The following is a 13964-nucleotide window of genomic DNA, read 5'->3' as shown; positions in this document are numbered from 1 at the left end:
TTCCACAGTAGGCTTTTCAAACTACGAAAGTTTCGTCAATAACTGATTTAAATCTTTTTTCGTTTTCGTCGTTAATGACTTCATTTTATTAATATCTATCTTTTCTTTCTCCGCTCCTACAATTAACGGATACATACTTTGTCCGATTGTTTTATATTCAGCTGGATGAGATGCTTCTAACTCTTTCTCGATTACATCCCACTTTTCATTAATTTGTTTTCCAAGTTTATTTACTGTTTCTAATTTAGGATTTGCAGCTAATTGCTTTTCTAAGCTTTCAATTAGTGCAGCAACTTCTTTAACATTTGTTTTCACAGCTACGCTTTTCTTCGGATCTTTCGTTGTTTTTCCGTTTGAATTTGTACTTGTACTTTGATCTGTCGTTTTTCCGCTAGTCGTTTCGTCATTCGTTTTTCCTGTCGTCTCTTTTTCTTTTGTTTTCACATTCTCATTTTGAGATGATGTTTTACCGTTACTTTCTGTTCCTGATGATTCTTTCGTATTTTTTGCATCTTTATCTGTTTTTTCATTTGAAGAAGTATTTGTTTCTTTTTCAGTATCTTTCGTTGTTTTTGACGTTTCATCTGCACTTGTCGTTTTTGATTCTCCTTCATTTTGCGCTGTTACTTGCTCTTTCTTTTCTGTCTCTTTATCTGCTGAAGGACTACAAGCTGCCATAGTAAGCATTGTACCAATTGTTATCGATGCGATAGCGACCTTTTTCATTTTCATATAAATCCCCCTATGTTTACTTTATTTATCCTCCCCTTTACGATTCGATTTTCTCTTAAAAAATCCCTTTTCACATGAATCACCATCTTTCCGACAGTAATCTTCATAATAATACGTACAAAAACTGATAAACTGGTTTGAATATTCGAGTTTCTTCTACTTCATTTTTCTTCTCTGTTGTAAAAGAAAAAGAGTATATTGTCACATGAAGAATTACAATCTTCATATGACGATATACTCTCCTATCAAATTTTTATCTTTCTTGACATTTTATTTATATAAAAAAATAAAATTTTCTTTCATTTTTTTGTTTCTCAACATTTGTTAACATAATATATTTATGAGTAACCACCATTCGAATGAATGACTTGCCCAGTAATCCATTTTGCCTCTTCACTTACTAAAAAAGAAATTAAGCGTGCTGCATCCACCGGTTCTCCTACTTTACCTTGCGGGAACTTCCATACTAAATGATGCTTCAGCTCCTCTGTAATCCATCCTGTATTCGTCGGTCCTGGATCAACTGCATTCACTGTAATCCCCTTCTCCATCGCAACTGGTGCTACTGATTTTGTAAATGCTTCAATTGCTCCTTTCGTCGCTGCGTATGCTAGTTCATCAGGCATTGGCCCTAATGACTGTCCTGAAGTAAGGTTAATAATACTTCCACTCGTTTTCAGTGCATAATGTTTTATAAATAATGAACTTAATAACATAGTAGCGCGAATATTTACTGTATAATGTTTATCTATCTGTTCTACATTTAATTCCTCAATTCTCGTATGAGTAGCATACGCTGCATTATTAATTAAAATAGATGGATCACCTAACCGTTCTGAGACCATATAAAACAAACGATTTGGCGAATACGACTGCGATAAATTAATTTCTGCCATTTCACAACGAACACCTAAACTTTCAATCTCCTCTTTCAACAAAAAGGGCTCTTTATCATGCATTCCCCACGGCATCGCTTTATCATACTGAGACCAGTACGTGAAAAAAATGTCTATCCCTTTTTGAGCAAGCACCTTGCATACAGCTGCACCAATTCCATTCAGACGAGTTGCCCCTGTTACAATTGCTATTTTCTTCACCTTTTCTCCTCCATCTATGGATAAATCCCCTGTACGAATACAGAGGATCTATCTTTTTATTCAATATTTGACAATATACGTTCTGCACCTAATTTTAAAATTTTAATGAAGATATAATTTACAATCGTAAACATTACAAATAAAACGATAAACATAACCCACAGTCCTACTTGAAGGAAGAAGTATAATAGACTTACTCCCGCTACAATAACTAAAGCTATTAAAATATTAGCTAAAAAATTCCACAATGTTGTATAGCGGCTTTTAAATAATTTCTGTTCTGTATCCCAATGTATATCGGCAGTTTGTGCATCCCAGCGTGTACCGATTAAATTGATTAGCAATAAACCGTTCGCACTTAGTAAGAACCAAAGTACCATAAATACTGGAGATATCCCCGCTACAACTGCCATCGTAATACCGAATACTGCTAAAATAATCACATTAATTAACCAAGCAGTGATCGCTTTCGCAAAAAAGATATCCGAAGCTTTTACAGGTAAATAACGATTCACAAACCATGAACTTCCATCTCGTGAAAATGATGTTGTTGCGATAACGTTACTTCCCATTAAAAATAACGATGCACAAAGACCAACGCCAATTGCAAGACCTGCTGATTTTGGGTTATCAATATACCCTGTGATCCACTTTAAATTTCCATCTTGCACGAATAGAACAAAGAATAACATAATCGGCATAACGAAAGTTTGTACGATACAATTTAAGAAAAATTGCGGTGTACGGAATAACGTTTTAAATTCTTTTTTCACATACGCTTTCAAATGTGAACTTTGTACCGTTGATTTCTGTAAACCTTCAGCTGAAATAACCTCTTTTTTTGCTGTGCTCGTTGAAAGGCCAATAACCCCTTTTAAATATGTACGCTCTGCAATGTAATAAAACAACACAAAGAATACAAATGAAATAAGCGCAAAGATGATTACGTATAACGGACCTTTCCAATTTGCATTTTCTACTAATGCCACTGCTCCGAAATATGTAGTTGGAAAATAATTTGTCATTTGTACTAAAAGTGAAGATTGGTTGTTCGCAAGGTAATTCGTAATTGCATCTTCAGAAAACGAGCTTTTATTTTTCCACTGTAAAAATACATTAATTCCTACAATAAATAGTATACTTACGATTCCAATAAATATATTGCCTCGGTCTTTATTTTTCGCTATATTCGTATACCTCATAATAACTGTCATCAGTAATGAAGCTAATACTAACGGCACAATCGGGAAGAGTAAGTAAATAAAAATCATGTATATGTAATATGTAATAAATGCACCACTTTTTAACCCGTACGTAATAAAGATTGGTAATAAAATAAATGAACTCATTACGTATTGTGTAATTAATACCGTTAAAAATTTTGCCGAAATAATTTGTGCTGGTTTCAATGGTAATGGCAATAACATTTCAATGTCATTACTATAGTAAAATACAGTTAAAATGTTCGTTATACTCATTAAAAATACCCATATACTCGCAATCGCAAGCCCCATTGCGATAATCATTCCTGGGTCTTGCCCTAAATGTTTCATCCCTTCATACATTCCGTGCGTGATAGAACCAAATATTAAAAAGCCGACAAATAAAATGGCTGCAAATGAAAATACATACGCCCATCGCTTCTTCTTATCTGTTATGAAATCTGCATAATTTAATTTCAATAATACTTTCGTTAACGTCCAAATTTTACTCATTGCCCGTCATCTCCAAGAACATTTTTTCAAGTGATTCATTGGATTTAAAATGATCTCTCATTTCATCTAAATTTCCTTTAAACTGAAGATTTCCCTTATTAATAATTGCAACGCGGTCACATATTTTTTCTGCCACTTCTAATACGTGTGTCGAGAAAAATACGATTTTTCCTTTATCCGCATGTTCTCTCATCATTTCTTTTAAAATATACGCGGATTTCGGATCAAGCCCTGTTAACGGTTCATCTAAAATCCATACATCTGGCTCATGCACGAGCACACCAATAATAACGATTTTTTGTCTCATACCGTGCGAGTAACTTTGAATTTGATCCGATAACGCATTATAAAGATCAAATTTCTTCGCTAAAGACTCAATTCGCTCTTGTCTTACTTCTTTCGGCACTTCATACATATCTGCCATAAAGTTTAAATATTCAATTCCCTTTAATCGTAAAAACATATCTGGGCTATCTGGAACATAACCAAACGTCTTTTTCGCTTCCATCGGATTTTTCATAATATCTTTACCGTTAATCGTAATCGTTCCTTTGTCCACCCCATGAATACCAGTAATCATCTTAATTGTCGTTGATTTACCCGCACCATTTGGCCCTAAAAATCCAAAAATTTCTCCGCTAGGCACAGATAAGCTTAAATCTTTTACTGCATAGGTAGACCCATTATAACTTTTTGACACATTCGTAATTTCAATCATTCCATCCAATCCTTTCCTTAATTACCAAATAACTATATCAATATTATAGCATACTTCTATTTTTAGATTTTTATATTTTTTCAGTTTTTTTAACCTTTAAAATAAATATACACGCCTAATCCAACGATTAACACGACAGCTAGTAAAATATAGATCATCGTCAGCCGTTTAATATTCCCTTTTGTCGCTTTACTATAATTCGCATCACCATTCCGCCCAATTAACACCGTTGCCACTACAGTAATCACTACAAGTAATACAACGATCATGATCCAAGTTAGCATTCCTTCCTCCCCCTCCTTACAACCATTTTACAATATTATCCTCCTTATTTCGCAGTATATTTCCTCTTTTTACTATTATTATGAAAAGAATTGGAAAACTATTATTATCACACATTTCCATATGTGATATATTTATAACATAACGTGATTTATCCCGCTTTAATGGGCAGTAAGACCCCCACCTCAAAATTCAGCGAAAGCAAAGAAGTTAGGTGGGGGATCAACTGCCCATAAAAGTCCGATTGGTTCAACTAATAATCAGTGGGGGATGAAGAAAACCCCCACTGATTAAAGTTTCACTTTATTTCTAACATTGAAAGGAGAATCTATCGTGAAAACAACTTGGATTAAATATTTAGGATTTCTCGGTTTCTTCGGTTTCCTCGGCTTTTTTTATGAAAAAGGATTGTTTACTATGTTCTGTTTCTTCTCCTTTTTCACGACTTATAGAACGGTTCAACACGATGAATTATTTGAACAAATCGTCAATAAATCGTGCCGCAACGCATTTATCGTTACATTACTAACTACCGCTATCATTATGTTTATTGAAATGTTATTTCCAAACCTGGCGCTACAAGAGATTGATATCGCTCTTATTTTTAGCACACTCATTCTTACGTTCGGCTTCTCTATGTTCTTTTACGATAAACCTGTTGATGAAATGGAAGATGCGCCATGGCGTTCGTAACGAGAATAAAAGAATACCGTGCCAAATTACATATGACACAAGAAGATTTAGCGAAAACAGTTGGTGTACGCCGTGAAACAATTAGCCATCTCGAAAAAGGAAAATATAACCCTTCCTTGCAACTCGCTTACGATATAGCGAAGGCTCTTCATAGTACAATTGATGAGGTTTTTATTTTTGAGGATTAATAAAAAATACCGGCATCCTTCCCATGAGGAATGCCGGTATTTCTCATTTATCACCCATACAAAACAGCATGAAATACACCTAATAATAAGTATTGATCCTCTATATAATTCTCATCATATACATTCATCTCAATATCATACATATCTTCCTCAAGACGAATATTCCAATCTGCAATTACATAGCCGTTTCGTAATAACTTGCCAAGCCCAATTGTAGTTTTGTGAACAACATATTCTTCTCTCTTATATGTAAAGGTAAATAAGAAATTTGCATCTAATAACTTTCCATCACATATAAGTATTTCATGCTCTGCATCATTATGATCGATGTACGTTACTAAAATCCTTCTTTGACGCTGCCTACTTACATCCTTTGCAATGGCGCGAATATTGTCCCTACTATCCTTTATTTCATAAATGATATTACTACCGACTTTCGGAATAAAGTCTAGCACTCTCATCAACGTATTTTTATAATAGCCCCGTACTGCGCCTACTTGCTTGCTTTCATTGTAAACCTCTATCGACGTCGTATCCGCTTTACTATCGCACAGTCGTTTGTAAGAAAGCTGTATCACTCGCTCTCCTCTTAAATACTGATCAAACGTAACAGGATATTCTATCGCGCGCAGTTCCTTATTTAGCTCATATAAATAACGCCCGACGCTCTCTACTAATGCTGTCGTGGATATACGCTCTTGAAGTTCAAATTGTTGCCAACTGGAAGAAATTCTCCACTGATCTTCCTCTTCATAGAAGAATCCGAGAATTACTTCCTCACGGTCACTCGTTTCATAATTCATATGTACGTTTTGACCGTATTGTACTTGTTCCATCCACTGTCCTAAATAAATGCCGAGCTCTGCAACCTTCATGCACGACTTCTGAAAAAGTACCCTGTCACTCGCACGAATTGTTACATCCCCTTCAATAAAGCCATTTGCATAAGCAGCATACCGTGGCTCATCCTTCTGCGGAATACTCTTGTCTAACTCAAATAAAAACGTTAACATTCTTTACTCACCTCTAGTTATTACACCGATCGTACCTATAAATTGAACGCAACTCAAATTATATCAACGATTTTTCCAATATATCTATCGTAACTTAAATTATATCAACGATTATGTTGATATATCGACTTATCGAAAAATATCAACATAATTAAAATGAAGCTACCTTTTCTTTCGCCACTTCCACAATTTCTAAAATTTGTAGCAGGTTCTCCACTTCATAAGTCGGCTTAACATCTGTCGTATTTTCTTTCAAACTCGGATTATACCAACACATATCAATGCCGTAGTCTTCTCCGCCTTTCATATCAGAAGTAAGCGAATCTCCAACCATTAGTACACTTGATTTATCCGTAATCTCCAATTTTTCAAATGCATAATCAAAAATCTCTCCCGCTGGTTTTTGATGACCAACCTCTTCTGAAATAATAATATGATCAAAGAAGTTACTTAAAGGTGAATTTCCAATTCTAGATTGTTGCACCTTTGTATATCCATTCGTAATGATACCTAGCTTGCAATCTTGTAGATTCTCACATAATTGCACTGCACCTTCTATAAGGTGTACTTCTTTCCCTAAGTTTTCAAGATATACGTCACTAAATTGCTGCGCATCTACTTCTATATTATGAAGTGCAAATAATTGTCTAAATCGATCTACCGCTAATTCACTTAGCGTAATCATTTTATTTTCTAAATCTCTCCATAGTCCATTACTAATCTTTTTATAACTTGCAAGATAATCATCATACCCTGTAGGCATACCAAACTGTACAAACGCGTTATGTAATGCGTTTCTTTCCGTTTCAGGAAAATCTAATAATGTATCATCTACGTCGAATAATATAACTTTATATTTCATCATGCTCTCCTCAACTAGTACGTTATTTACAACTTGTATTTTCTCATTAATTATCTCTTAAGTCGAACTTTTTCCCTTTACGAATAGTAGCTGTACAGAGATCTTAAAGTTGTTTAAGGTACATGAGTCATGTTATTCAATAATAACTAATTGTGAAAACACTATTAATTTGAGATAATTTGGATAATGAATCCAATTTTTTAAAAGGGAACACAGGAAATATATTACTATAGTTACCATAGAAGGGGGCGGAAAAATATAGTAAATTCATGGGAAAGACCTAAAATAAAAATTCCGAAAACAAAAAGTGAATGGGTTGGAGATATTATTGGATATTCATTGTTCTTTGGATCAATCATTTTTTTGATTATCATTTGGGGAAGATTACCTGAGGAAGTACCCGCACATTATAACGCATATGGGACTGTAGATCGTTGGGGATCAAAGTGGGAACTTTTACTTCTACCAGGAATAGGGGCATTCATACTCCTTCTCATGCAGACTTTAGAAAAGTTTCCAGAAGTTCATAACTATCCAAAAAGATTTAATGAATCGAATGCTAAACAGTTTTATTTAAATAGCAGAAAAACGCTTAATCAATTAAAAAATGTCTGTTTACTTATTTTTGCTTTCATCCAATTTGAAACAATTTCAATAGCTCTAGATTGGAGCGGCGGTTTCGGAAAGTTATTTTTACCGATATTGTTAATTGGGACAGTTATTCCAATTGTCATAGGAATAATAAAGCAACGAAAAATTTCATAATAGAAACAGGAGGCTAATCCAATTAGCCTCCCTTCTTCTTATTTCTCTTCTAGCAATAACTCTTTCATTTCCTCTAACGACTCTTTCGTAAAGCCGAGTGCCTTTTCAGCATACGCTTCAACTGAACCGTATTGCTTTTTCACTTCATCAATCGCAGCTTGTAAATATTCAGCGCGCGCTTCAAACATTGCACCTAATATTGCTCTACTTTCATCGTTTTGTAATTTTGCACCTAAAAAGGCCATCATTTTTTCATTTAACTTTTCACGGAAACCGTTACTTAGTAAGTAGTCTTCCATTACTGTTTTTTCTGGTACACCTAGTAAAAGTAATAATAATGCTGATCCAAATCCAGTACGGTCTTTTCCAGCTGTACAATGGTTTACTAACGGTAAGTTTTCCGGATTTTGCGCTAGTTTTAAGAAGCTCACGAATGCTTCATTACCACTTACGAAATCTTGATTCATTTTCACAAGATACTCACCTGGTTTTCCTAACATAGAAAGGTCACCAACTTGGAAAAATTCATTTATATTTAAATCTTTCGCCAAGTCCTGCATAACGGGTAAGCACACTTGACGAGCGCCTGTAATCTCAGGGTTTGGCTTATGCTTCACTTCAAAGTCTGTACGGTAATCGCAAATTAACTTTAAACCAGACTTTTGTAAATACGCAATATCCCACTCTGTTAGTCCTGCTAATTCTTCAGAACGGTACAACTTGCCCCATTTTACTTTACGGCCTTCAAGCGTTTCATATCCGCCCATATCACGGAAGTTAAACGCTCCTTGTAATGGCAATCTACGCTCAGCTACTGTCACTGCTTGTCCATTACTACCTACTAGTCTAAAATATGGACGCTCATTGTCGCTCGGATTTTCAATTGAATATGATGATTCTCCATTTACCGTTGCAAGTAATTCTCCATTTTCTTCAATATGATCTGGCGAAGTACTCCAGTAAATGCGAACTTCCTCTATATTATTTTCCCACTTTATTTGTAACGTATTATCTTCATTTCTTTCTACAGTTGCTTGTAACCAATGTCTTTGCTGCTCCATTCTTTCACCAACGCTTTCTCTTATAGTCAAATCTTATTCTATCATATCTTTCGAGAGGACTCCCACCTCTAAACGTAAGTGAAGGTGGTGAGGTGAATCGAAAGAAATATTTTATTTTCAAGAAAAACAGAAACATACGTTCTATTTTTTGCTATAATATCCTTAACAAGGAGGTGAATAAAATGGCAAAAGAAAATCCATCAAACTATAAAACTCTTCAAATCTGGATTAAAAAAGGGCATCGTATGTATTCTTATTTTCAAGAATGTTGTCATAACGCTAAGAACATGTACAACACCACAAACTTTTATATACGCCAGGTGTACACTGGATTAACACAAGAAAAAGAGTTGCAGCCTTTGCAAAAAGAAGTTCTGGCTAATATTCATAAAAATATTGGTAAGATGAATGACACACAACTTCTTGCCTATCAGAAGAAATTGGAAAAAGAGAAATTAAAACCTAAAGAAGAACAGAAAGAGATTACATGTAATTTGTTTTCAGAACCTAATTTTGAAAAACCTTATGTAGATTACAACTTTCTAGATGCACTATTTAAGGCTATGATTCAAAATGATTATCGAGCTTTGCCTACGCAATGTAGCCAGTCAATCATGAAAGGTGTGTTCCAAAATTGGAAATCTTTTTTTGCTAGTTTAAAAGACTATAAAAAGAATCCAAACAAATATGCTGGAATGCCTAGGATTCCAAAGTATATTCGTTCTTCTGAAAAAGAGATTCTGTATACAAACCAAGATTGCATCATTAAAAACAGTAGATTTTTAAAGTTTCCAAAGACGAAATTGCAATTAAATATTGGGAAACTAGGTTTCACTGAAGGTAAACTGAAACAAGTTCGTGTGATTCCAAAATACAATGAATATGTAGTGGAATTGGTAATTGATGTTCCTTCTGAACAACAAATGATTGAAGAGAATGCACGTTATATGAGTATTGATTTAGGGATTGATAACCTTGCAACCATCGTAACAAACACAGGTATGAAACCTGTCCTTGTTAAGGGCAAACATGTCAAAAGCATAAATCAATATTACAACAAAATGAAGAGTCATTTTACAAGCGTTCTTAGAAATGGAAAACAAACGAATGAAAGACCTTTTACTTCTAAAAGGATAGAAAAACTTCATCAAAAACGTTATTTGAAAATAAAAGACGTCTTCCATAAAGTTAGTCACCATATCGTAAAACTAGCTCAAGAAGAAGAAGTTTGTAAAATCGTTATTGGTCAAAATAAAAATTGGAAACAAGAAACGAATATGGGAAAAAGAAATAACCAATCGTTTTGTCATATCCCACATAGTTTATTGATTCAAATGATTACATACAAAGCAAATGCTGTAGGCATTCAAGTTGTTGTAACTGAAGAATCATATACATCGAAAGCAAGTTTTCTGGATAACGACTTCATTCCAACGTATGGAGAAAATGACCAAAATACAACTTTTTCAGGAAAACGAATAAAGCGCGGCATATATCGTTCAGCAAATAAAACTTTAATTCATGCAGATGTAAATGCTGCGGCTAACATTTTACGAAAAGTAATCCCAAATGCATGGACAAATGGGATAGAGGGGTTAGGCGTGAAACAGCTCGCTAATGTGTTAACTCCCCTGACGTTAATCGTCCGTTAGGTCGAAACGTTAGAAACCCCCACTTCAAGCTTCGCTAAGTGGGGGAGTGTTCATTGTATTATAGGAATATCTACTTTGTCGTTCTCATTTTTCTTTTTATCTTACAAACAGGCAAAAAGTTCTTTTACTTGTTCAAAATTTACACATGGATTCCCTCGAAATACGTATGCGATTTGTTCATTACCGAGATTTTCATATACAACTGTTCCGCGATCAGGGTGCGAATAAAACTCTAACCCGTTTATAATTTGTTTTGGGCCATAGTTCATTATCCATGAAGAAACAGGATAATACGCTTTGTTTTTATGTCCACAAACCCAAAGTGCATATAGTTTATTATCTTCGTCCCAGTATACATACTGCGTTTCATCATTTCCAAAACCGACCGATTCAAGTTTCCAACTTAGCTTTTTATGAATTGATAACTTTACATAGCGTATGTTATCTGGATCATTCCACTCACGACATCTTCCTATCTCGCCCATTTCACCTCTCTTCGCTTGAAAGCTTAATAAGTGAAATGGTGTATGTAATATCGTTTTCGCAAACTCTGTATGTACCGGTTGTAATCCGAATAGAAACCTTTCCATTTCGCCTTGGTTTACATATCCATGATCAACAGAAATTTCAACTTGTGTTTTCCATGTAGATGTGACGTAACTTTCTTTTCCTTTATAATTTACACCTTTCCAATACACAAGCTTTTTATATTGAAAACAATCCCCTTTTGCTTGAGAAATACAGGTATCTGGAAATACTGGCTCCATTATATCGAGAAAAAACTCTTTTACCCGAAACATTCCAGTTGGAGTAACAACTTGAAACCAAAAAGTTTCCCACTTTTCACCTTCATAACGTTCTGAAACCTTTTCAACTTTCCAACCTTCTAACAATACATGTGGATACAGTAAAACGAATGAATGCATGGATTGTTTTAACATATATAGTCCCCTCCCGCTATATGAGTTCGAGAGTATACATCATTCATCCTTCTAAAACTTCCTCACATACCGCTCAGTACAACTTAGCAGCTGACATCCGTTCTTTTCAAAAACATCCTTCATCCACTCATTTTGTACATTTGCCTCACCGATATAATAAGAGGCACCTATTTCCTTTAAGACAAACATTGCCCCTGTAAAGAATGCTGCTTCATACCCTTTATTTCGCATATTTGGAGCGACTGCGAAATACATGAGTTTTCCTTCTTCTAACGTACCTCTCTCAATATGCGGGATTACAATTCCGATCGGCTCTTCATTAATACTCGCGGTTAAACAATGTTCTTTCCACTGCTCCCCGATTTCTTGTAGCATCATATTTACAAATTGATCGTAAGTGACTTGTTCTTCCGTCATTTCACTCCAAAGAGAATAAAAAGTATCTTCTCCTACTTCTTCAATCAGCTTAAAATCAATTTCACTTTCTACATCTTCTACTTCATATATATCCTTACATACAATCCTGTTTTCAGTAACATATTCAAATGAATGCGTTTCGAAACATTTCTTATACACATCATAATTTGGACTTTTTGAAGAGATCTCAAATTGTAAGTTTTCTATTCCCTCTTTTTCAGCCTCAGTAACGCAATATTGCATTATTTCTTCTAATTGCGCTTCTGTAAAAGGCTCTGCATTATTTTCTTTTATCATGATAGAAGAAGCATTTCTTCTTATTTTAAAGTTTTTTTCAAACTGTTCTATAGTCGTCATATTCTTCCCTCATCTATGTCATAATCGAATTTCTACTTGTTCTCCTTGCATGAGCAGGATTGTCCTTGAATATATAGAATACTAGAAAAGATCGCATCTTTAAAGTGCGGAGGAGGTTCTCCATTGGATATTACAGCGCTGCAACAACAGTTAGAGCTTATACAACAAAATGACTATACGCAACTGCAACATATAGATATAGATGAGTTAACGCTCAATATGCTTCAGTTTATCGGAACGACTGATAGTTACGTTCGTTACCAACTTATCTATAAATGTTTTGCTCATTTTATTCATCATGAATTCCTTATGGATGATCAATTGAAATTGCTTTTACATACTTGTTTACGTGATGAGTATTTATATTGTGACATTTACTCCCCACATACAGATGGGGTTTTCACACGTTCTTACACTGTTTCGCTACTTGCGTTAATACTCCAATTCGCTAATTCGCACTACTTTTTTACAGAGGAGGATATCGAAGAAATAAAAAACAAACTCATTACATACACAAACTTAGAAACAGATTTTCGAGGCTATATCGAAAATAAAGGATGGGCTCATTGCCTTGCCCACGTATCTGATGCCTTTACTGAAATTGTTCACAATTCTTATACGACCTTTGAATGGTATGAAGAATTAATTCATTGCTTATTAAATAAAATCTTCATTCCATCTGACCTTTTTCATAATAACGAAGATGAACGAATTGTTACGCCATTACTAGCAATGCTGTATCATGACTTTCCGCAAGACGAGTTAATTTCTATTATTCATAAAAAAATAAAAAGGCTTCCCCAAATTAGAAAACGCCTTTCACTTAATGAGTATTGTATTTTATGTGCCAACATTAAAACCTTTTTACGCACTTTATTTTTCAGAACGAAAGATGATCATAACTTAGCCTTTACAGCACGTAAAACAGAAAGAATGTTAAAAGAACTTCCTAATTACTATTAAAAACAAGGAGTCAAAACATGGGTTATATTGAAGACATGAGAAATTTAGTAGGAAATCATCCACTTATTTTAATAGGTTCGCACGCCATTATAGTAAATGAGAAAAATGAAATATTACTGCAGCTCCGTACAGACTTCAACCGCTGGGGTATTATTGGCGGCGCCTTAGAATATAACGAAACACTAGAAGACGCTTTAAAGCGAGAAGTATATGAAGAAACTGGACTTATTATTAAAAATCCAGAACTATTCCGTACATACTCTGGACCAGATTACTTTCAAATCTATCCAAACGGCGATCAAGTACACGGTGTACTCGTTGTTTATATTTGCCGCGAATTCCACGGTGAGCTTGTATGCGATCATACGGAATCGAAAGAACTACGCTTCTTTTCACTTGATGAGTTACCTAGTCATCTTCCTTCTGTTATTGCGAGGATTGTTACTGACTTTCGGAATTCGAATTGAATTGTTAATATAGTCAAGATGGAATTCATCTTGACTATATT

17 protein-coding genes are annotated in these 13964 nt (G+C 34.6%); 6 read left to right on the top strand and 11 right to left on the bottom strand.

The window, feature by feature from the left end; all coding sequences use genetic code 11:
• Window positions 1-21: 21 nt before the first annotated feature.
• The 6 genes from AABL52_RS10850 to AABL52_RS10825 form a co-directional block, all read right to left on the bottom strand.
• Window positions 22-732, bottom strand: a complete 711-nt coding sequence (locus tag AABL52_RS10850) for a hypothetical protein (RefSeq protein ID WP_341519356.1) — start codon at window positions 730-732, stop codon at window positions 22-24.
• Window positions 733-835: 103 nt separating this feature from the next.
• A complete protein-coding gene (locus tag AABL52_RS10845) occupies window positions 836-958 on the bottom strand; it encodes a hypothetical protein (protein ID WP_016087037.1) in 123 nt (40 codons plus the stop codon).
• Window positions 959-1070: 112 nt separating this feature from the next.
• Complete coding sequence (locus AABL52_RS10840; protein WP_341519355.1) at window positions 1071-1829, bottom strand: SDR family oxidoreductase; 759 nt, start codon at window positions 1827-1829, stop codon at window positions 1071-1073.
• Between the two features lie 56 nt (window positions 1830-1885).
• Window positions 1886-3544, bottom strand: coding sequence for a putative ABC transporter permease subunit (locus AABL52_RS10835; protein WP_341519354.1), 1659 nt, complete (start codon window positions 3542-3544; stop codon window positions 1886-1888).
• The gene (locus AABL52_RS10830; RefSeq protein WP_000570199.1) at window positions 3537-4262 is read right to left on the bottom strand and encodes an ABC transporter ATP-binding protein; all 726 of its coding nucleotides are present in this window, start codon (window positions 4260-4262) and stop codon (window positions 3537-3539) included. Before AABL52_RS10830 ends, AABL52_RS10835 begins: the two co-directional genes overlap by 8 nt.
• Window positions 4263-4351: 89 nt before the next feature.
• Window positions 4352-4546: a hypothetical protein gene (locus AABL52_RS10825; RefSeq protein ID WP_000958866.1), complete on the bottom strand. Its 195-nt coding sequence runs from the start codon at window positions 4544-4546 to the stop codon at window positions 4352-4354.
• Between the two features lie 331 nt (window positions 4547-4877).
• Between AABL52_RS10825 and AABL52_RS10820 the strand changes: the two genes are divergently transcribed.
• Together AABL52_RS10820 and AABL52_RS10815 are read left to right on the top strand one after the other, a co-directional pair.
• The gene (locus tag AABL52_RS10820) at window positions 4878-5237 is read left to right on the top strand and encodes a DUF3796 domain-containing protein (protein ID WP_341519353.1); all 360 of its coding nucleotides are present in this window, start codon (window positions 4878-4880) and stop codon (window positions 5235-5237) included.
• Window positions 5225-5425, top strand: a complete 201-nt coding sequence (locus AABL52_RS10815) for a helix-turn-helix transcriptional regulator (protein WP_000896319.1) — start codon at window positions 5225-5227, stop codon at window positions 5423-5425. Before AABL52_RS10820 ends, AABL52_RS10815 begins: the two co-directional genes overlap by 13 nt.
• A 50-nt stretch (window positions 5426-5475) precedes the next feature.
• Here AABL52_RS10815 and AABL52_RS10810 read toward each other — a convergent pair whose 3' ends face one another.
• Both AABL52_RS10810 and AABL52_RS10805 read right to left on the bottom strand, forming a co-directional pair.
• Window positions 5476-6438: a tubby C-terminal domain-like protein gene (locus tag AABL52_RS10810; RefSeq protein ID WP_341519352.1), complete on the bottom strand. Its 963-nt coding sequence runs from the start codon at window positions 6436-6438 to the stop codon at window positions 5476-5478.
• 151 nt (window positions 6439-6589) lie between these two features.
• A complete protein-coding gene (locus tag AABL52_RS10805) occupies window positions 6590-7300 on the bottom strand; it encodes a YjjG family noncanonical pyrimidine nucleotidase (protein WP_016087031.1) in 711 nt (236 codons plus the stop codon).
• A gap of 339 nt (window positions 7301-7639) precedes the next feature.
• Between AABL52_RS10805 and AABL52_RS10800 the strand changes: the two genes are divergently transcribed.
• Window positions 7640-8065, top strand: a complete 426-nt coding sequence (locus tag AABL52_RS10800; RefSeq protein ID WP_016135012.1) for a DUF1648 domain-containing protein — start codon at window positions 7640-7642, stop codon at window positions 8063-8065.
• Between the two features lie 38 nt (window positions 8066-8103).
• Here the strand turns inward: AABL52_RS10800 and AABL52_RS10795 are convergent, their stop codons facing one another.
• The gene (locus AABL52_RS10795) at window positions 8104-9126 is read right to left on the bottom strand and encodes a tyrosine-protein phosphatase (protein ID WP_016135013.1); all 1023 of its coding nucleotides are present in this window, start codon (window positions 9124-9126) and stop codon (window positions 8104-8106) included.
• 182 nt (window positions 9127-9308) lie between these two features.
• Here AABL52_RS10795 and AABL52_RS10790 point away from each other — a divergent pair, with 182 nt between their 5' ends.
• Complete coding sequence (locus AABL52_RS10790) at window positions 9309-10778, top strand: RNA-guided endonuclease InsQ/TnpB family protein (RefSeq protein WP_016135014.1); 1470 nt, start codon at window positions 9309-9311, stop codon at window positions 10776-10778.
• Window positions 10779-10879: 101 nt separating this feature from the next.
• Here AABL52_RS10790 and AABL52_RS10785 read toward each other — a convergent pair whose 3' ends face one another.
• Window positions 10880-11719 carry a hypothetical protein gene (locus tag AABL52_RS10785; protein ID WP_016087027.1) on the bottom strand — a complete coding sequence of 280 codons (840 nt, stop codon included), beginning with the start codon at window positions 11717-11719 and terminating at the stop codon, window positions 10880-10882.
• A 51-nt stretch (window positions 11720-11770) separates the two neighbouring features.
• On the bottom strand, window positions 11771-12493 hold the full coding sequence (locus AABL52_RS10780) for a GNAT family N-acetyltransferase (protein ID WP_016087026.1): 723 nt from the start codon (window positions 12491-12493) through the stop codon (window positions 11771-11773).
• Window positions 12494-12616: 123 nt separating this feature from the next.
• Between AABL52_RS10780 and AABL52_RS10775 the strand changes: the two genes are divergently transcribed.
• Both AABL52_RS10775 and AABL52_RS10770 read left to right on the top strand, forming a co-directional pair.
• A complete protein-coding gene (locus AABL52_RS10775; RefSeq protein WP_016087025.1) occupies window positions 12617-13456 on the top strand; it encodes a DUF2785 domain-containing protein in 840 nt (279 codons plus the stop codon).
• A gap of 17 nt (window positions 13457-13473) precedes the next feature.
• Window positions 13474-13923, top strand: a complete 450-nt coding sequence (locus tag AABL52_RS10770) for an NUDIX hydrolase (protein ID WP_341519351.1) — start codon at window positions 13474-13476, stop codon at window positions 13921-13923.
• Window positions 13924-13964 lie beyond the last annotated feature (41 nt).

The sequence above is a fragment of the Bacillus paramobilis genome, from assembly GCF_038096195.1.
Taxonomy (GTDB): Bacteria; Bacillota; Bacilli; order Bacillales; family Bacillaceae_G; genus Bacillus_A; species Bacillus_A mobilis.
Note: the sequence above shows the minus strand (reverse complement) of the source record. Positions and strands in the feature narration are given on the sequence as shown.

Coding starts and splice junctions, on each gene's coding strand:
- AABL52_RS10850 (WP_341519356.1), bottom strand. CDS start 732: ATGAAAATGAAAAAGGTCGCTATCGCATCGATAACAATTGGTACAATG.
- AABL52_RS10845 (WP_016087037.1), bottom strand. CDS start 958: ATGAAGATTGTAATTCTTCATGTGACAATATACTCTTTTTCTTTTACA.
- AABL52_RS10835 (WP_341519354.1), bottom strand. CDS start 3,544: ATGAGTAAAATTTGGACGTTAACGAAAGTATTATTGAAATTAAATTAT.
- AABL52_RS10830 (WP_000570199.1), bottom strand. CDS start 4,262: ATGATTGAAATTACGAATGTGTCAAAAAGTTATAATGGGTCTACCTAT.
- AABL52_RS10825 (WP_000958866.1), bottom strand. CDS start 4,546: ATGCTAACTTGGATCATGATCGTTGTATTACTTGTAGTGATTACTGTA.
- AABL52_RS10815 (WP_000896319.1), top strand. CDS start 5,225: ATGGCGTTCGTAACGAGAATAAAAGAATACCGTGCCAAATTACATATG.
- AABL52_RS10810 (WP_341519352.1), bottom strand. CDS start 6,438: ATGTTAACGTTTTTATTTGAGTTAGACAAGAGTATTCCGCAGAAGGAT.
- AABL52_RS10805 (WP_016087031.1), bottom strand. CDS start 7,300: ATGAAATATAAAGTTATATTATTCGACGTAGATGATACATTATTAGAT.
- AABL52_RS10795 (WP_016135013.1), bottom strand. CDS start 9,126: ATGGAGCAGCAAAGACATTGGTTACAAGCAACTGTAGAAAGAAATGAA.
- AABL52_RS10790 (WP_016135014.1), top strand. CDS start 9,309: ATGGCAAAAGAAAATCCATCAAACTATAAAACTCTTCAAATCTGGATT.
- AABL52_RS10785 (WP_016087027.1), bottom strand. CDS start 11,719: ATGTTAAAACAATCCATGCATTCATTCGTTTTACTGTATCCACATGTA.
- AABL52_RS10780 (WP_016087026.1), bottom strand. CDS start 12,493: ATGACGACTATAGAACAGTTTGAAAAAAACTTTAAAATAAGAAGAAAT.
- AABL52_RS10770 (WP_341519351.1), top strand. CDS start 13,474: ATGGGTTATATTGAAGACATGAGAAATTTAGTAGGAAATCATCCACTT.